Raw genomic sequence first — 19,016 nt, 5'->3', positions numbered from 1 at the left:
CCAGTCTACTGTAAAAATTGTTTTTTATTTTGATTAATCGCTTGAATATAAAAAGGTAATTCTTGAAATTCGAAGAAAAACAGAGCTTGTTGATACACTTCTTTGATTTCAGCTATAGGAGCAGCTTTCTTTTCTAAGCATTGGCCTTTGTAATACAAGAACTGGCCATTTAAGAACATAAAAGAACTTTCCTTAGATTTTTGAATTCCTTGGTTTGCAGCTTCAAGTGCAGCATCATAGTCTTTAATGTCATATAAGGTTTTACATTTATTAAATAAAACAGTTATTAGAGTTCTATTTATTTTATAATCACTATAATTTTTGTGAATATGCTCTTTTAATATTTTATTAAAATGATATAGACATTTTTGACTTTCACCTTTTTCACCATAAACATTGGCGATAGTATTATTAACTTTAATTTGCAAAAATCTAAATTGTATTGTAGTTGGATTTGAGTAATTTAAAATAGCTTTTAAATTTTCTATACACTTTTCTGGTGAAATCATTTTCAAATAGTATTTTGCGGTACTTAAAATATAGTCGAGGTATAAGTTTAACCAGATGTTGTCGTTATCTATCTCATTACTATTAATTATTGAAATTACTCTTTTATAGTTATGTTCTTTTAAGTGGTACTCAATCTCACTTATTAATCCCTCACTTTCTAGAACATTTTTATGAAACAGCATTTCAATAAAATACTCTACTGGGACTTGGAGTTTTAAAGCTATCTTCAATAAAGTATCTATTGCTGGATATACTTCCCCAGCTTCAATTCGACTAATCGTCGATTGTGTACAAATATCTTTTGCGAGCTCCTTTTGGGATATTCCCAATTCTGCTCTAAGTTTACTTATTTCAAAGCCCAAATATTTCATTTCCAACAGAATCACCCCATATTATAAATAAAAAGGACGGTATAAAAATATGAAAAAATTATCTATTATTCTATTAATTGTATTAGCAGTAGCACTATACCCTAACGTAAATACTGAAACTGCAAAGTCATTCGGTAACCCTATCACTACTTTAGATCTTCCATACATTAATTAATCCCATAAAAGTCCAATAAAATTATTTTCCATATATAGTTTTATTGGACTTCTCTTATCAAAACCATTATATAAGGAGACTAACCAATGCAGCCTACAGCAAATCTTGATATATACTCTTCATTACATAAGAATAGCGCAGATACTAAAAATAATCATCAAAAAAATATCATTTCAGATCTTAATGACATTGAAGGAACTGATTGCAATCAAGCATTTGCATCCTCTCAGACTGCACTGGATTTGGACCTTATATATGCAATAGATAAAAACCAATTTGAATTGTATTATCAACCTAAAGTAGACACAAAGAAGGGTTTAATAATTGGAGCAGAGGCACTGATCAGATGGAATCACCCGAAATTAGGGTTAATCCTTCCTAAGGATTTTATTCCATTAGCAGAAAAAACGGGTTTTATTAATACAATTGGCAAATGGGTAAAAAAAACCGCTTGCGCGCAAAACAAAGCGTGGCAGGATGCTATGTTACCTGCTATTCCGGTTTCTATCAACTTATCGGCATCCCGATTTATGGAGAAAGATTTAGTCATCAGTATTCAGGAAACCCTGAAAGAAACTCAGCTTGAATCTCAATATTTAGAAATTGAAATTACAGAAACTTCTATTTTAAAAAACGAAGAAACGGTTTTCTCTCTATTAGATGAGCTAAAAAATATAGGAATCAAAATAGCACTTGACGATTTTGGAACTGGTTATTCTTCTTTATCCCATCTGCATCATTTTAATGGGAAAATCGATATATTAAAAATTGATCGTTCGTTTATACAGGATTTAAGTCTTTCAAAACAAGAGGATGCAAACTTTATTGTACATATGATCATTCAATTATCGAACCATTTAAAAATGGATGTAATCGCAGAAGGAGTTGAAACTATGGAGCAATTGCAGGTATTACAAGATTATAATTGCAACACTGTACAAGGATATCTATATTCTAAACCGTTGCCTGCAAATCAATTTGCCGAATTATTAAAAAATCAGAGCATAGTTCCTAGTCGTTAAAAAATCTACAAAGGGAAATCTTAATTTATTAATGGCCAACACAAATTTCTCATACCTTTGGAATCAACGAGTTTATAAATGTCTCTTCTTTCATCTCACAGTGTGCTTTAACACTCTAGTCTTCATTGAAATGGATTAACTTTATGAAAAGAATTCCTCTTTCACGAAACCTTACTCCAATGCCTAATAATCCAATTAACTATATGCAATTATTTATTTCACCCAAGACAGGTGGGGTGGAAAAATAATTGAAAACTACTATTAGAAGTAGCCCATTTTGGTGTATCCGCTGCTTCTATTTCTCTATGTAAACAAATATAAAACCATTCGATTCGATATTTTTATCGAATCGAATGGTTAATTGTAGTCTATTTTCAGAATTGTTCCCTACACAGGGACACTATTTATTCCCTTTCCCAGGTTTTACAACAGTTACGTCAAAAGTCAGCGTATGCTCACCATATGTTACAGTAACAGTTGTTTCGCCAGGTCCTTTACCTTTCACGACGCCAGATTTTACAGATGCTACATTATTTTTATCTACATTGTAAGATGCAAGTTTTGTAACGTCCTTTTCTGTCGATTTGTTATCAACAGTAGTTACTTCTTTAATGGTAACTTTAACTTCTTTACCAGGTCTTGTTTCGACCTGATTTTGATCAATAGTTAGTGTTACTACTGGATTGACAACATCAGGTGCTTTAACTGTAACATTTACAGTTACTTCATTTCCACCATATGAAATAGTGATCGTCGTCGATCCTTCTGCTTTCGCAGTGACTAATCCATTTGTTACTGTTGCGATGCTGTCGTCTGCTACAACGTATTTAGCTTCTGAAGTTACATCTTTCTCTGATGCATCACCATTAGCAAGTGTTGACGTTTCCGTAACCGCTAGTTGAGAAGTTTCACCTTTTATAATAGCTAGTTCTGTTGGGTTAACAGAAAGTGTTACTTCTGGATCCTGCGATTTTACCGTTACATTTACAGTTACATCATTTTCACCATATGACACAGTAATTGTAGTCGTGCCTTCTCCCACTGCAGTAACTAATCCATTTGTTACTGTTGCGATGCTGTCGTCTGTGACAACATAAGTAGCTTCTGAAGTTACATCTTCCTGAGTAGCATCACCTTCTACAGGTTTTGAAGTTTCTGTTACCGTAAGTTGTGCTGTTTTGCCAGATGTTAACACTAGCTCAGTTGGATCAACAGAAAGTGTTACTTCTTGAGCTTCTTTTTCGTAAATTAATGATTCGCCAACATTTCCTGCTGCGTCTTTAATAACTACTTTTACAGCTTCTGTTTCAGCTGTAACTGGGAATGAGAAGCTACCGTCTTGGTTCAAATCAAACTCAACTGCTGCCGATGCTTCACCGTTGACTGTAGCAATATATGAAGCATTTAACTTTTCATTTAAATTATAGTCTAGGCCATATAAATATAATTCTTCATTGTATTCGATATACTTGTCTGTAACTTGACCAGTCGCAACACCTTCTGCAACTGCTCCAGTAATTTCTGGTTTAGTAGTTTTCACGACAATTGGTCCAACATAATCTTGGACGGTTCCTGATGCAGCTACACCAGTGAAGTCAATTGTGTATAAACCATCTGGAATAGTTGTAGCTGGTTCACTGCTCCAAGGTTTATACTGCCCTGCAATATTCAGGTTATAGGACCCAGCACCAAGTGCCGAACCTGCGTGCAAATAACCAATATAACCGTCTCCATATTCTCCACCCTCTGGATTCATAATATCCCAAAGCTCGATATAGTTAGTAGTTACGTCCCCAGTTAATGTGAATGATAGAACAGCAGAATCTTTCACACCATCGCCATTAAATGACAAATCTGTTTCTGTAATCTTGTAATCTCTCAGTTCCGTCGCTTCAGCTCCACCAAAATCTGCAGCAAATGGCAATGAAATTTTAGAACCTTCACCTTGAACGTGAATGTAGCCAAGTATTTCATCCCCAGGTGTTGTAGTTGTTGCTGAAGCTGTTAAAGTTACATTTAAAACTTGCTCACCAGCTAAATTGAATGTAGGCTGATCAACCGTTACCTGTGCATCACCGAATGATTTTGTGACATCAACTGTAACATTATATTCGCCACCATTACCTTTAATATCTTTTACTTTAATTTGTTTTGTTACTTCAAGATTTTCTTCCAGTGATTGTGGACCGAAAGTAACTGTTCCTTTCAAATTATCCACAATAGCACCATTAGCATCTAATACAGCAGTATCTAATGCATAAGCAAGAATTTCTGGATGTGCTGCTGCATATGCGTTTACACGACCAGCACCTTGTGAGAATACATCATATTTTGCAGTGTTCAGTATTTTTGCCGTATTTGAAAGTGCTACTTTCACATCAAATGCATTCCAAGATGGATTAGCTTGTTTCACAAGTGCTACAATACCTGCAATATGCGGTGTAGCCATCGAAGTTCCTGTTTTACGATCAAACGCTTCATCGTAAACAACTTCAGGGAAATCTGCTTTGTACATAGGAATGGTAGACATTATATTTGTACCAGGTGCACTTACATCTGGTTTAATATCAAAGTTTGGAGTAGATGGTCCTCGTGAACTAGAATCATTCACATCGTCTCCAAGTGTTTTCGTGGAAGCAAAATTACCAAAACTAACCTTTCCTGTTCCCTCTGCCAATGCTGCACGAATTGCTTCTCCGTCAGTTTGAGACATATCAAAAGTCGGAAGGAAAGCAAATGAATCACCAAGGAAAGTGCCTGATGCATTCGGTGCATTTGAACCACCAGCAAAGTTATGAATAATAGTAACCACTGCCCCATTAGCCTTTGCATTTGCAATTTTATCGACAAATGCGATACTACCACGGGAGATCAAAGCTACTTTTCCTTCTACATCAATTCCTTCAAAATCTGCTACTTCTCCATTTCCAGGTACGGCAACTAAGTCAAACTCACCTTGAAGTTGTGTAGCTAAATCTTGTCCAAAAGTTGTACCCATCAACCCTAGTTGTTTTGTTAAGTTGTATCCACCAACTGTAACGTTAACTTCCCCGTTATACATTGTTTCGGGATTTGTAGTATTACCAACAGCAATCCCTAAACGAGCTGTAGCAGGGGTACCCATTGTTCCACGATTAGGACCCGAGTTACCAGTTGCAACTACTCCAATTGTTCCAGCAATCATTGCATTGTTAATAGCAAATGAACCTGCATCCGTTTCAGAGTTAGCTCCACCACCAAGTGATAGATTGATAACATCCATTTCTTCTAATACAGCTGTTTCAATTGCTTTGACGATACCAGAAGTAGAACCACTTCCATATGCGCCAAGTACACGGTAAGCGTATAGGTCCACTTTAGGTGCAATTCCTTTAATACCGTATTCATTCGCCCCGATTGCTGCGATTGTCCCCGCCACATGCGTGCCATGAGATGTATAGAAAGCACTACCGTTTGCATTAAATTCTGGTGTTCCCGCTGGACGTTCTACAGGAGAGGTTTCTGATGCATCATCATCTGCTCGAGTTCTCGTATAAGTGGATGAGTTCGGTATGAAATTCTTCCCGCCTTTATATATTCCAGCAAATTCAGGGTGATCCGCATCGATACCGGTATCCAGAACCGCTACTTTAATTCCTTGACCTTCAATTCCTTCGTCCCAAAGTTGTTCAATACCTAGGAATGATATACTTGTATTCATTTGAGCTTCTAATGTTTCATCTTTTTTAAGTTCTGATGATTTCGTGGTATTAATTTCTGATGCATGAACAGTAGTATCTGGTTCGATTAATGTAATCCCTTCAACCGTAAGTAGTTTAGGAATATCATCTGCTTTTACAGTTGCTGCAAATCCGTTTAATACAGTATCAAACGTGTATCCTTGCTTAATCTGAACCTTTTTAGCAGTGAGCTCTTTTTTTACTTTTGTTTGTTGCGCTTTTACATTGCCACGAACCTGATTTGCTCGAGCATTAGAGAATTTATTGCCTTTAACCTGGCTTATCCCTTGTTCTAGTGCCACTGGTTTTTCGGATAAATGTACTATTACTGCAACATCTTGATTGCCCGATACATTTTGTAAACTTTCGTGAAGGGTTGGACCATCTTTAGACAAGCTCAATTGCTCAGCAATAGCCGCCTTCAGTTGAATCGTACTTTCGCTTTGAGTATTCTGCTTGAACGGTTTCGTTTCTTCAGCACTTGCTTGCGAGAATGGAACCAATAAAGAAAGTACCATCATCAAAGCCAGAATACTACTAAAGAACTTCATAAACTTAAACTTCTTCAAATCTCATTTCCCCTTTGTCTTTAATTTCACACTTACCAATAAAGTGTGACACTACCAACTTATCACAAGTAAACTAATACGAATATCGAAATTTCTAAAAATTAAGAAAAATTGATAAATAGTATTAGTAAACTAAAAAAATGCGCAACTTTTGAACCTGATCAAAATACGCATTTTAGTAGTTTATACTTCTAATATATAGGGTGTATGAAAAATCATTACAACTATAAACCTACTTTTAAAACTATAGTTGAATTAGTATTGTAAAACTCACAATTGTTTGCTAAGAATCGTTTCCGAAGAGTTTAGACAGTCGTTTCGTTATCTTATTATCAATCTAACGTTATCGTCCTTCTATAACTCTTATAAACAGGAAAGTACGTTTCTGGATAACTGGAGAAAAGATGCTTTTCTAATCAACTAGAAGCGCCCGAAGATACAATTTCGATCGCTATAGTGAACACTATCTATTTTTCTTTATTTCCTCTAGTGTAAAAGAATATCAACTTTTCATCCTTCATTACAAATCCCTTAATCAACAGACGGTTTTATTACTATATTAACTTTGAGTACACGTTATATTGATTGCAGTGGAAGGCGGCGACTCCGAAGGGATCAGTGAGTCAAATGAACCTTCACAACGAACGCGGAGCAACGGTGAAGGTTCATCGCTCACCCCTCGGAAAGCCTCCGCCTGTAACGGAAATCAGCCGTATTAATCATTCTTTCCAGTCCCGTCAACCCTGTTTTCACGCTACATTTTTATATACTATCTTAACTTTGGACATAAACTCCAGTCCTCAACAGTGCTTGCTTTAAAGAACTAAAAGTAGAAATATTGCCAAAATCCACTCCTAACTGGATGGAAGCCTGTGCCACTTCAGGTCGAATACCAGATAGAGAAGTTTTGATGCCAAGCAATTGAAGTACATCTATTAAGTGAAACATTTCATTTGCTACCATTGTGTCCATAAACGTGACAGAAGAAATATCTATGAAAAGCTTATTGATACCAACTTCTACGCATTTATAGGGCACATCCTCCAATAAAGATCTCGCCCTAGTTGTATCAATCTCACCGATAACAGGCAATACTCCAACACCATCCAAGATTGGGATAATTGGAATACTTAATTCATTTATCAAATCTTGTTGAGCATTTAATCTATTGTTAGATAGTTCATAATACCTTGAAGAAAAGCTATGGATAAGCTGATCAAATGCTGTATTAAATAAGCGACTCCATTTTAGTATGTGGGTATTGTTTACTTCATCTAAGTGATCATTTGCAAAGTGCTCCACATATAACCATATCGTTTCACGAGTTTTATTTAGAGCCTGTATGACGTCATGAATAGGAGTATTATGTTCAATTCTACTTTTCGCTACTGTCTCTGCCCATAATAGAAGCTGTTCCTGAAAGCCATTCTCTTCCTCCAAAAAAGCATAGGCCACAGTCCTAATAGTCAAAGCATGCTGTTCCAACAATACTTGATCTATCTCTGGATTTGGATTATTAGAATAAAAAGAGCCATCAAAATCACTTTTTGCGATAAACCATTTACTCGTAATATTACCTGAGTTTTCAAGAATGTAATCATAAAGTTCTTGATCAATCGATGCCATTTTTTCCGCCAACTTTCTTTGAAATCTATTCTACTAATATTATAATTGTTTCGTTTGACTAAAAGAACAATTTTTCTTAGTATGTCCCTGTGTAAGAAACTATTCTGACATTTCTCGACAATTAAGTACTTAACGTGCCACCTGAATTGTGTAGAATTGTTTGATGCACAGGGGTCTTTTTACAAAACTCACAATACTCAGCATTTGTTTTCTCTAGGGGGTGTGGAAGATACTCCTTTAAAACATCACGTTTAAGAAACTTTGGAGCTTCTTTACTTTCTTCAAAGTAAAAGGGGTAAGAGCTATATGGGTACCACTCAAGGCGATTGACTAATGGTTGTTTGGTATTTATAGGGTTGCGGTGTATATATATACTAACAGCTAATAACCCTGAATACGATTTCACTTCTTTTGCAAAATATCTACTTTGATAAATTCGTCCGACATGATTATATCTTTTGGAATAGGATGAAGTATATCTTCGGTTGATGTGTGCCATGATTTTACTTAAAGATTCACTTTCTGTCTTCATCAACAAATGATAATGGTTGGTCATGAAACAGTAGGCTAGCAGATGAAAGGGATATTGATCGTGGGCATATTCGAAGATTCTCATGAGTTCTAACATATCTCGGTGTGAACCAAAAATAGGTAGTCGATTGTTTCCGCGCATGATGACATGATAATACGAATCCGGGTTCAAATTTCTTTTTCTTGTCAATTTTATACCTCGCTTTTCTTAGATTTATAAAGTTATGACTTGATAGGTTATTGTTTTAGGGAAGGTAATCTTCGAGGGAGTGAGATTGGGTGTCTTCATACAAGTGTAATGAAAGGTAATATAATTGTCTATAGTTTTCTGAATATTACACTGCACAGGGACATCAAAAATACCCCCTCCTGCTCACAGACAGGAGAGAGTATTAATTGTAGTTAATTATCAGAATTGTTTGCTACACAGGGCAGTCAAAGACTTTCTAATTTCATCCACTGAAAGTCCATTTGACTCCAGCAGCTCTTCATCCGTCCCGCACCCCAAAAACCTGTCTGGAACTCCAATTCTAACAACTTTCTTAGGTAATTCTTCAGATAAAATTTCCGAAACAATGCTACCTAGTCCACCACGTATATAATGTTCTTCCACTGTTACTACTAGTGGAACTTTTCTAGCAGCGTCTATTAACAGTTCTTTATCGAAGGGTTTTAGCGTTGGAAAGTGTAGATGGGCAATTGAAACACCTTCCATTTGTTTGATAACCTCGTTAACACGGAAGGTCGTGCTCCCGGTAGTGACTAATAAGATGTCTGTTCCTTCTGCTAGTGTTTTACCTTTTCCAATTTCAAAATCAGAATTAGGTAGAAAGGAAGGAATCGTTTCATCTCTAGTTAGCCTTAAATACATAGGTCCAGCCGTTTTATGCATAGCTTTCATAGCGGAGACCGTTTCACCGGGGTCGCTCGGGGCAATGACAGTCATATTTGGAATTGTTGTCATAATGGCTATATCATCTAGAGAGTGATGTGTTTTACCAGTGTTGCTCGTCAACAATCCGCTATAACTGCCAACTAGCTTTACATCAAAATTAGTCTGGGCAACACTGACTACAATTTGGTCTAATGCTCTTTTCGTTAAGAAAGTGGCAAAGCTACACACCCACGGCTGAAATCCTACTGAGGCTAGACCAGCTGCCACACCTACCATATTTTGTTCTGCAATCCCCATTTGTAAAAAGGAATCTACTGTTTCTTTCTCTATAGAATCTAGACGAGTCGAGTTTCCAAGATCCCCATCTAAAGCAAGGACTCTAGAATCTTCTTTTGCAAGTTTCGCCAATTGCTTTCCAAATTGGTCACGTACATTTATCGACATCTGCTTTAATCTTCCCCCTCTAGTTCAGTTAAAGCCATTTGATATTCCTCATCATTAGGGGCTTTTGAATGCCAGACATAATTATTTTCCATAAAACGAACACCTTTACCTTTTGTTGTGTTTGCAATAATCGCTTTAGGAAGACCATTCACGCTACCCTTCACTTCAGTCAGCACTGCTACTAAATCCTCCATGCTATGTCCGTCTACTTCCCATGTTTCAAAGCCAAAGCTATCAAACTTTCTTTTTCCATAACGCTCTGGGTCCATTCTTTCCTTACCATTTTTCCATCCATATTGCTGCAGACCGTTTTGATCCATAATAACAATCAGATTATCTAACTTATATTTTTCCGCGATATTTGCCGCTTCCCAAATTTGCCCCTCCTGAGATTCCCCATCTCCAATCAAACAATATACACGGAAATCCTTTTTCAGCCTCTTAGCACCAATAGCCATACCAACCGCCGCTGATAAACCTTGTCCCAAAGAGCCTGTAGACATATCCAACGCATCTAGTTTGGTCATATCCGGATGTGCCTGTAGTCGTGACTCGTACTGATCAAAGGTTTTCAATTCTTCTTCGGAAATGTATCCTCTCAAGGCAAGCGTAGCATAGAGTCCCAAAGCCGTATGACCTTTTGAAAGAACAAAACGATCCCTATCCTCCCATTTTGGACAAGAAGGATCGATAGATAATTGATGGAAAAATAGACTAACTAAAATATCCGCACATGATAGCGAACCACCAACATGTCCCTGTTTTTTATAATAAGCAGTGGATAAAATCCTTTTTCTGAGAACTGTAGCTGTAAGCTTTAATTGTTCAATCGATATCAATAAGTACCTCTCCTCATAAAATAAAACTTCAATCAGCTTAGGATGATTCATCCACCGCTGACTTAAAAAATGAACTCAGGCAAATAACGCCGTATCGTGCGGCAATGCCTGAGTTATTAAGATTCTGATGATCTAAGGCTCCCAGGAAGCAAGTCTCCTATATTATGCAAGTCGACGTGGAGATTTTCTTCTAGGTTCTAGGCGAGCAGTTATCTCATAATTAAACTTGTGACATAGTGCCATATCTTGAACTGGAAATATTACGACGCATAGGATGTACTAGTTAGTGGCGATATTGTAACAGGAAGCCGCAACATCAGCCTGCAAGTTAATGCGTGAAAAAATTAGGAATTCTCCCTTCCCCCAGAAGGTCACCTAGTAACTTTAACTAAATAGACTTGTAATGAATCCAATAATAATTCCTATTACACCAAAGTCCGAATCACCAAATGTTGTGTTAGCAAAACCGAGCTCTCCCAAAACGGGTAATAAAAATGCTGGCAAGAAGCTGATCAAAACACCATTTACAAAACCACCCGCAGCAGCACCAATTCGACCTCCAGTTGCATTACCAAATACTCCGGCACCTGCTCCTGTAAAGAAGTGAGGAACAAGACCTGGGATGATCAGGGGCAATGATAATACACCTAACAGCGCCATACTTATAAGGCCGCCTGCAAAACTAAAAAGGAAACCAATCATTACAGCAGTAGGAGCAAATGGGAAGACAATTGGTATATCTAGTGCAGGTTTTGCACCAGGGACAAGTTTATCTGCAATTCCTTTAAAAGCTGGAACGATTTCATTTAGAATCATACGTACACCGAGTAAAATAATACTCAAACCAGCAGCAAATGTGATACCTTGCATGATACTAAACATAATAAAATTTTGATCTCCGGAGAAACTAGATACTACATCTGAACCTGCTAAAACAGCTATTATAATGAAGATAGCTACCATTGTTAAAGCAGTAGATATTAATGAATCCTTCAGAAATGCCCATTTCTCAGAGATTTTAATATCCTCTGTGGACTTCGCTTTATTGCCAAACCATTTCCCTATTAAACCAGCAGAAATATAACCAAACGTTCCAAAGTGACCAATCGCAATATCGTCATTCCCAGTTACCTGTCTCATAAATGGTTGACCGAGCGCTGGCATTAAAACCATGAAAAAGCCAAGTAATATGGAGCCGACAATAACTAAAGTAGCTCCCTCCATGCCAGATGTTCCTAAAACGGCAGATAATAAAGCAGCCATAAAAAATGTATGATGCCCAGTTAAAAATATATATTTCCAAGGCGTAAAGCGTGCAAATAAAATATTCGCAACGAATCCAAATCCCATAATAAGTGCTGTTTCCGTCCCAAACATTTGTTGAGCAATAGCGACAACCGCTTCATTATTCGGAATCACACCTTGAATATTAAAGGCCTTTTCAATAATTCCGCCTAAAGAATCTAAAGAACCTACAATCACTCCAGCACCTGCGCCTAAAATAAGAAAACCTATAATACTTTTAAGCGTACCTGACATTACTTTTGTAGTAGCAGCACGCTGAGCAACGAGTCCGACAAATACTATTAAACCAACTAACACAGCAGGAATGCTTAAAATTTCATTCATTAAGAATTCAAAAAAAGCCATACTCGATCCCCCTTATGTGTTTAATACCGACTCCAATGCACCTCTTATTTCATTTGCATCCGCAATATTTTTCACACTAACAACCTTTACTTTTCCGCCCTCCAATTGTTTAGCAAATTCTTCATTAGTGAAGATAAAATCTGCGTAAATACTAGAAGCAGTAGTAAAATCTGCAGTTTCTACATCTGCTGTAATGCCTTTTTCCTTTAAAATTTTTTCGATTGTCATTTTTAACATCATGCTAGATCCAAAACCCATTCCGCATACTGCTAGTATTTTCATGGCTAATGCTCCTCTTTGTCATTGAATAGCTGTAGAATTTCGTCATTCTCTGTTGCATTTTTTAATCTTTCCAGCGTATCCGCTTCGGAAATCACCTCCGCTATTTTTTGTAAAATGTAAATATGTGATTCGCTATTTAAAGCGGCCAAGCCGATTAATACCTTAAACTCTCTGCCTGGTGCAAAAGCAACCTCTTCTTTTAAAACAACAATACTAATTCCTTCTTGGATAACCCCATCTTCCGGACGAGCATGGGGCATGGCAACACCAGGTGCTATTAAGATATATGGTCCAAGTTCTTGAATATTATTGATCATTGCATCTACATATGTGACTTCTACTTTTCCCGTTTTCACAAGTATTTCTCCGCAAATACGTATAGCAACTTGCCAGTCCTTCGCTGTAACATCTAGCAATATTCCTTTTTCTTCTAGTAGTCTACGATTCAATTTTTATCTCCTTTGTTGCTTTTCGTATTATATGCATGTTTGAGTTTGAACATGAGAGTGGCAACCTTATCTCTTAGATAGTAAAAGATCTTCTGCACTTTTTTACCCAAGTATGCGTAGACTAGAATTGTTTGCTACACAGGGACAGAAACATACCACTTTTTTGTCGAAAAAAATAGGAATTCCCAATTTTTTTGATTTTTTTATAGATAAAAGTCCCTCAAATATATTTATCTGCTATAATTATTATCAGATACATATGATGTAAAATAATGAAAAGCAGTTATTTGCTACCATATGTGGAATTGAAAGGAAGGTTTTGAATGAAGAAAAGTATATGGATTATTGCAATTATTTCTTTTTTTGTGTTGGCTGGAGGAGCATCTGCTTTTTTCCTAGTGAGCAAAACACCTAAGGAGCAATATTTTTATTCGGAGGTTAAGACAATTCAACATATTCAAGAACTTGTCGAAACACGCTATGAAAATGAAACAGAATGGGCAAAATACGGTACTACTAAAGTTATCGATAGCACATATGATTTATCAGGTGAATATCAAGATGATACTAATCCTGAAATAGAACAAGTGGTAAATAACTCTAATATTGCAATGCGAATTGCAAGTGATCCAAATAAGAAAGAGGTAGAAGCTGAGATCAATGCAACGATTCTCGGAGTGGATGTTGACCCTATTAAAGGCTATATTACAACGGAAGAAATTATTTTAGGGCTTCCTTTTTATGATCAATTACTTCAATTGAAGGATAAAGATTATGGAAACTTAATGCGCGCTATAGATCCAAGTTATGTAGGTAGTGAAAAACTTGGTCTAGAAAATTTCTTAGGTAAAGATAACGTTTTATCCGAGGAAAATATCGAATATTTAAAAGAAGAATACATGATGTATCTATATGAATCATTACCGGAGGAATCATTTACAACATCAAAAGAAAAAATTGATGTAAATGGGAAATCGATTAAAGCAGAAAAAGTATCTATGGTGCTTTCAGAAGCTGAAGTGAAGAAGATTTTAACAGATGTACTTAAAAAAGCACAAAAAGATCCAAAATTCAAAAAAATGGTTGAGGATTACTTGGAGAGTTCGTTTGAACAGTTTACGGCTACCGGTATGCCAAACGAAACATTTGAATTTGATGAAGTAATGGAAGATCTAATTAGCTCAGTAGATGAAATTGACCTACCTGATGGTATAAAATCTACTATTTGGCAAGATGCAGATTTAATCGTTAAAAGAGATATTAATATAGAAATAGCAGACCTAGGTAAATTAGAAATTGCTGGCACACAATTACTAGAAGACTCAGCACAAAACTGGAATTATACAATTAGTATGGATGATGAGCCACTACACTTTACAGGAGACCTTACCGCTACCAAAGATGGCACTTATAAGGATGAAATCTCCTTCTTAGATGATAACAAAGTTGGTCTAGTCTATAACGGTGAAGAAAAAGTATCAGGTGATGATAGAACATTCGAACGTAAATTTGCACTAGAGGATGATTACCAACCAATGGAGTTTTTATGGAGTGGAAATTCAAGCTATAACAAAGACTCTATGCAAGCAAAGCATGAATTCTCGATTGAGTTAGATAGCAGTTCAAGCGCTATTATAAATATTAGCGAAGAAAGTAAGATTATTAAAAAAGTGAATGTTCCATCAGATTCAGAGAAAATGGTGAATATCGGAACAATGGATGCCGAAGCACTACAACAATTAATGATGGAAGATATTTACCCTGAATTGGAACGCTGGGGAATGAACATAACAGAACAACTCGAACAGGAATTATATTAATAATACCTAATTAAAGGAAATGAGTGGATGCATCTTGATCGATTTGAAAAAGATTGCCTTCTTTACGACTCAATATGGAAAAAGTATTCAGAAGAAGTGGAAATCACTTCTTCTGCTTTTTCTTTTCCCTATTTTTCTGCTAGTTTCAACGCTTGGAATCGTTGCTTCGCTTTTTGTCCCGTCGGCTAAAGAACCTATTTCCATTGCTTTTGTGGATGAAGACCAAACAGAAGAAACGAAAATGTTACTGGAATTCATGACCCTTTCTTTAGATAAAGAAGAAGCCATTGAAATAATCTCTATGTCAAAAGAGACTGCAGATTATAAAATAGAGAACAATGAAATAAGTACATACATACTATTCCCTAAGGAGTTTACTAAAAAGCTGTATAAAGGAAAGTCTGTCTCCCTAACGATTGTAGGAAATCCTTCTCGAACAGTAGATAGCTTCATTGTAAAAGAATTAGCAGAAAGTATGACACGTTACATTTCCTCTGCTCAGGCTAATATTCTAACGGTCTATGATTATGCAAGTAATGCTTATATTCCAGAAGAAGAATTAGAAGGACTTATCTTTGAAACATTTATTGAATTTACTTTATATACATTAGGAAGCGGGCAAATATTAGACGAAGAAGTAATTACCAATATAACAACAACTTCCCCTACGAATTATTATGTAGTAGCTGGTTGGTTTATTGCATTTAGTATATGGCTATTCGGAAGCTATTCATTGTTAAGAAATGAGACACATGTCGCCTTGAGAATACGTTGGAAGTTACTTGGAGTTACATACTGGCATACGAATGTTTCACAAATAATTGTTGCACTCTTAGTAAGCATGTTATTTGCTACTGTTACTTTAATACCGATTGTTAAATACTTTGCGGTCGAGTTATTTATATTAGATTATTTCCGTCTATTTCTGTTTATTTTATTGTATGGATGGCTTTTATTAGTTAGTTTATCGTTAGTTGACCTATGGATTTCATCTAAAAGAGTAGGATTACTCCTTCAATTTTTCTTGATATTAATGTTGATTGTTTCAAGCGGAGCATTCATTCCTACTATTTATTTTCCTTTATTGTTGAAAAATCTACTTCCATTTTTCTTTTCTTTTGAAGTCTTCCGATGGATTGTAGATATTGTGTTAGTTGGACGAAACTACGCAGACTTTACCCTATTAGGAATTCAATCGTTCGTGGGATTGATACTGTTGTGGATCTCTACACAGTGGAAGGATAGGTGGAAATGATGAAAGGTATTTTAGCGATACAAGCGATGAGGCTGCGTAAGGAATGGAAGGTTTTATTAGCCTGGCTTATACTACCTCTTGTTTTGACCGTAATGACTTTCAGTGCGGTAAATAAATTTGGCGATGAATCAAAGGTACCAATTGGACTAGTAAAAGAAGATGAATCTGTCCTTTCTGATGCTTTAGTTCAACGTATTATGAATACAGATTATTTACAAGTTAATAGACTAGACCTTCAAAAAGCTAAAGATCTATTAGAAAAACATGAGCTCGATAGTGTTTTTGTCATTAAGGATGGATATGAGAAAGATATTGTAAGTAATCGTCGTTCTCAGCTCATTGAGGCATATTCATCCAATAGGTCTTTTGCTTACTTTGCTGTTGCAGAAACGATTAGCTCATATGTTCAAGAAGAAGCAACACGTACGAAAGCCGCTACGGAAATTAAAAAGTTATATGAAAAATATGGCTCCAGTGAAGAATGGAATATAGAAGAAATTTTCAAAACGAGTAAAGAAAAACAGGAAAAGAAACAGCTAATTACGACAAGCTTTTCCTTCCAATGGACACCAACCGAAACAGAAATTGAAAGTAGCTCCCTTCTATCTGTATGGGGAATATGGGCTTTTTTCCAAATCATTGCTACATTATTTATTTTTGATTGGATAGTGAAAGCAAATAGTATACAAATAAGGGTGCGATGGACATTTACTAAAATGTCGTTAAATAGCTATATATCCTGGAATTTATTGTTCTATACGGTTTTATTATTTTTTATGGATATAGTCACTCTATCTGTTCTTCACTTTCTAGATTTAGCAACTCCAAATGTACGATTAATCATTGCGCTACTTGGTTTCCGGATCACGATAAATATGCTAGCTGCTTTACTTGCTAGAAACTATACTAATAGTTTCTTCTATTATATTAGTGCCATTGCAATCTCCCTTATCCTTACAATATGTGGGGGGGCATTTATCCCAATAGATTCTATTATAAGAAGATGGCCATGGATAGAGTCTTTCAGTCCGGTTTATTCATTGTTACATGGTAGCATCGCTTATGCATTTTTAACATTCATTATTGTTATAACAATAGTTAAAGGAGGTAGTCAGCGTGTTGCAAGTAAATTCCCTACAAAAAAGCTATCATAAACAAAAAATATTAAACGATGTAAACCTTACAGTGAAACCTGGTGAAGTTGTCGGGTTAGTTGGAGAAAATGGAGCAGGTAAATCGACTCTATTGGAAATTTTAGCTACTGTGCTATCACAATCTAATGGCAGTATTATATTAGAGGATAAATCTTACTCAAAAGATATTAAAAACATCCGTAAGATTATAGGTTATGTCCCTCAAGAAATTTCTTTATGGGAGGAATTCACTGTAGCAGAAAACTTCCTGTTTTTTGAAAAGCTATCCTGGAAAAGAAGATCATTAGAAGAATGCCAACAGCTCTGCCTTGATATGCAACTAAACAAATGGGATGAACCAGTGGATTCATTATCGGGTGGAATGAAAAGAAAACTAAATCTAGCAATCAGTCTTATTCATGATCCCATTTTAATCCTTCTCGATGAGCCAACTGTAGGTATCGATATGAAATCTAAAGAAGAGATTGGAAATTATTTGGTGAACTTAGCAAAAAACGAAGGAAAAATGATAATCTATACCTCTCACGACATGAGCGAAATTACCTCTTTTTGTGATCGTATATACTGCTTAGGAAAAGATCCGTTCTACGCTGATTTACTAAAATCTAGAGGCATTGCTGTGGAAGAACTGGTATAAGAGGGAGTTCCTTGTCGGGGTTCCGGAGAGTGTCCCAAAAAGTGTCCCTGTGCAAGACACAACTTCAACACTATTCTGAATTGTTTTTCACACAGGGACGAAAATGAAAATCTCCTAATTGTTTGCTACACAGGGACACTTAATAAAAAAAGTAGCCAATTTAACATTTCGGCTACAACAAGATATTTGGTCCTAAGAAACTTATACTTTTCCAGTACGAAGAATTCTATTTCTTTTTGTAGATTTAAAATATTACTAGTTTTAAGATACGTTACTTAAAAAAACCTGATATTCATCTTTTTTTATCCTAAATAAGGGTTTTATTTATATTATTTTTCTTTTTCAAAGTCATCTAATATTTTCTTCCTTACATATTTTAAATGCTTATACATCTGAGTGAACGATTCATGAGGATCTCTTATTTTCAACGCTTCATATATAGCTAGGTGATGCTCGATTGTAATGGACGGCTCACGGTAAGTTATCAAGCTATCCGTTTTTTCATGTGTGATAAGAAGAGAATCAATCATCCCTTCAACTACAGGATTATTCGCACTTTGCGCGATAAGCCGATGAAATTCTTTATCTAATTTTCCATAATCACTATTTGGATTTTCTTGGATTCTGTCAATTGTTTCTTTTATTTTTTCAAGTTGATCATCGGATATTTTTTCAGCTGCAATTGTGACGAGTCCCAATTCTAGAGTCATACGTGCCTCAATAACGGCAGGGATATTATTAATAGACAATGCAAGCATTGCTTTGAACGGACTACTTCCCACTTTATCATTTACAAATGTACCACTCCGGGGTCTTCTTGTAATAATTTCTAACGTTTCTAAGGACCCTAGAGCCTCACGTAATACTGGACGACTTACATCAAGTTGTTCCATCAATGCCATCTCGGCTGGTAGTTTATCGCCAGGCTTCAACTGTCCACTCGTTATCATAAAAATAATTTGTTCCAGCACCTGCTGAGACAAAGTACTCCTACGTATGGTGTTCATTGTATACTCTTTCATCAAATCCCACCTTTCTTTAAATATTTTTGAGATTTTCTATATTACA

Annotated in this window: 16 protein-coding genes; 6 read left to right on the top strand and 10 right to left on the bottom strand. The window is 36.0% G+C overall.

Translation table 11 applies throughout. The features are described 5' to 3' along the window. Positions 1-5: 5 nt before the first annotated feature. Entirely contained in the window at positions 6-881 is an 876-nt protein-coding gene (locus tag MKY29_RS04795) for a helix-turn-helix domain-containing protein (protein ID WP_340880809.1), read from the bottom strand. 49 nt (positions 882-930) lie between these two features. On the opposite strand from MKY29_RS04795, the gene MKY29_RS04790 reads away from it, so the two are divergent. Then, positions 931-1,056: a hypothetical protein gene (locus MKY29_RS04790; RefSeq protein WP_340879160.1), complete on the top strand. Its 126-nt coding sequence runs from the start codon at positions 931-933 to the stop codon at positions 1,054-1,056. 86 nt (positions 1,057-1,142) lie between these two features. Next, complete coding sequence (locus MKY29_RS04785; protein WP_340879159.1) at positions 1,143-2,078, top strand: putative bifunctional diguanylate cyclase/phosphodiesterase; 936 nt, start codon at positions 1,143-1,145, stop codon at positions 2,076-2,078. Positions 2,079-2,478: 400 nt separating this feature from the next. Here MKY29_RS04785 and MKY29_RS04780 read toward each other — a convergent pair whose 3' ends face one another. The 8 genes from MKY29_RS04780 to MKY29_RS04745 all read right to left on the bottom strand — a co-directional run bounded on the left by MKY29_RS04780 (position 2,479) and on the right by MKY29_RS04745 (position 13,082). After that, on the bottom strand, positions 2,479-6,366 hold the full coding sequence (locus MKY29_RS04780; protein WP_340879158.1) for a S8 family serine peptidase: 3,888 nt from the start codon (positions 6,364-6,366) through the stop codon (positions 2,479-2,481). 774 nt (positions 6,367-7,140) lie between these two features. Continuing rightward, positions 7,141-7,992, bottom strand: coding sequence for an STAS domain-containing protein (locus MKY29_RS04775; protein WP_093494040.1), 852 nt, complete (start codon positions 7,990-7,992; stop codon positions 7,141-7,143). A 121-nt stretch (positions 7,993-8,113) separates the two neighbouring features. Next, positions 8,114-8,713: a transposase gene (locus MKY29_RS04770; protein WP_340879157.1), complete on the bottom strand. Its 600-nt coding sequence runs from the start codon at positions 8,711-8,713 to the stop codon at positions 8,114-8,116. A gap of 219 nt (positions 8,714-8,932) precedes the next feature. Further along, positions 8,933-9,862 carry a transketolase family protein gene (locus MKY29_RS04765; protein ID WP_340879156.1) on the bottom strand — a complete coding sequence of 310 codons (930 nt, stop codon included), beginning with the start codon at positions 9,860-9,862 and terminating at the stop codon, positions 8,933-8,935. 5 nt (positions 9,863-9,867) lie between these two features. Then, positions 9,868-10,752, bottom strand: coding sequence for a transketolase (locus MKY29_RS04760; protein WP_340879155.1), 885 nt, complete (start codon positions 10,750-10,752; stop codon positions 9,868-9,870). A 333-nt stretch (positions 10,753-11,085) separates the two neighbouring features. Continuing rightward, entirely contained in the window at positions 11,086-12,351 is a 1,266-nt protein-coding gene (locus tag MKY29_RS04755) for a PTS ascorbate transporter subunit IIC (RefSeq protein WP_340879154.1), read from the bottom strand. 12 nt (positions 12,352-12,363) lie between these two features. After that, complete coding sequence (locus tag MKY29_RS04750; RefSeq protein WP_090565328.1) at positions 12,364-12,633, bottom strand: PTS sugar transporter subunit IIB; 270 nt, start codon at positions 12,631-12,633, stop codon at positions 12,364-12,366. A gap of 2 nt (positions 12,634-12,635) precedes the next feature. Next, entirely contained in the window at positions 12,636-13,082 is a 447-nt protein-coding gene (locus MKY29_RS04745) for a PTS sugar transporter subunit IIA (protein WP_340879153.1), read from the bottom strand. A 323-nt stretch (positions 13,083-13,405) separates the two neighbouring features. Here MKY29_RS04745 and MKY29_RS04740 point away from each other — a divergent pair, with 323 nt between their 5' ends. The 4 genes from MKY29_RS04740 to MKY29_RS04725 are packed head-to-tail and all read left to right on the top strand — an operon-like array spanning position 13,406 to position 17,948. Then, a complete protein-coding gene (locus tag MKY29_RS04740) occupies positions 13,406-14,902 on the top strand; it encodes a DUF6583 family protein (RefSeq protein ID WP_340879152.1) in 1,497 nt (498 codons plus the stop codon). Between the two features lie 19 nt (positions 14,903-14,921). Continuing rightward, positions 14,922-16,157 carry an ABC transporter permease gene (locus tag MKY29_RS04735; protein WP_340879151.1) on the top strand — a complete coding sequence of 412 codons (1,236 nt, stop codon included), beginning with the start codon at positions 14,922-14,924 and terminating at the stop codon, positions 16,155-16,157. After that, positions 16,154-17,311, top strand: a complete 1,158-nt coding sequence (locus MKY29_RS04730; RefSeq protein ID WP_340879150.1) for an ABC transporter permease — start codon at positions 16,154-16,156, stop codon at positions 17,309-17,311. The genes MKY29_RS04735 and MKY29_RS04730 overlap by 4 nt, the downstream gene beginning before the upstream one ends. Continuing rightward, positions 17,274-17,948: an ABC transporter ATP-binding protein gene (locus MKY29_RS04725; RefSeq protein WP_340879149.1), complete on the top strand. Its 675-nt coding sequence runs from the start codon at positions 17,274-17,276 to the stop codon at positions 17,946-17,948. Before MKY29_RS04730 ends, MKY29_RS04725 begins: the two co-directional genes overlap by 38 nt. Positions 17,949-18,277: 329 nt before the next feature. On the opposite strand, the gene MKY29_RS04720 is transcribed toward MKY29_RS04725, so the two are convergent. Continuing rightward, positions 18,278-18,970, bottom strand: coding sequence for a FadR/GntR family transcriptional regulator (locus MKY29_RS04720; RefSeq protein WP_340879148.1), 693 nt, complete (start codon positions 18,968-18,970; stop codon positions 18,278-18,280). Positions 18,971-19,016: the final 46 nt, after the last annotated feature.

It is taken from the genome of Psychrobacillus sp. FSL K6-2365 (assembly GCF_038003165.1).
GTDB classification, from domain to species: Bacteria; Bacillota; Bacilli; order Bacillales_A; family Planococcaceae; genus Psychrobacillus; species Psychrobacillus psychrodurans.
The sequence above is the reverse complement of the archived record's forward strand: the minus strand, read 5'-3'. Positions and strand labels throughout refer to the sequence as shown.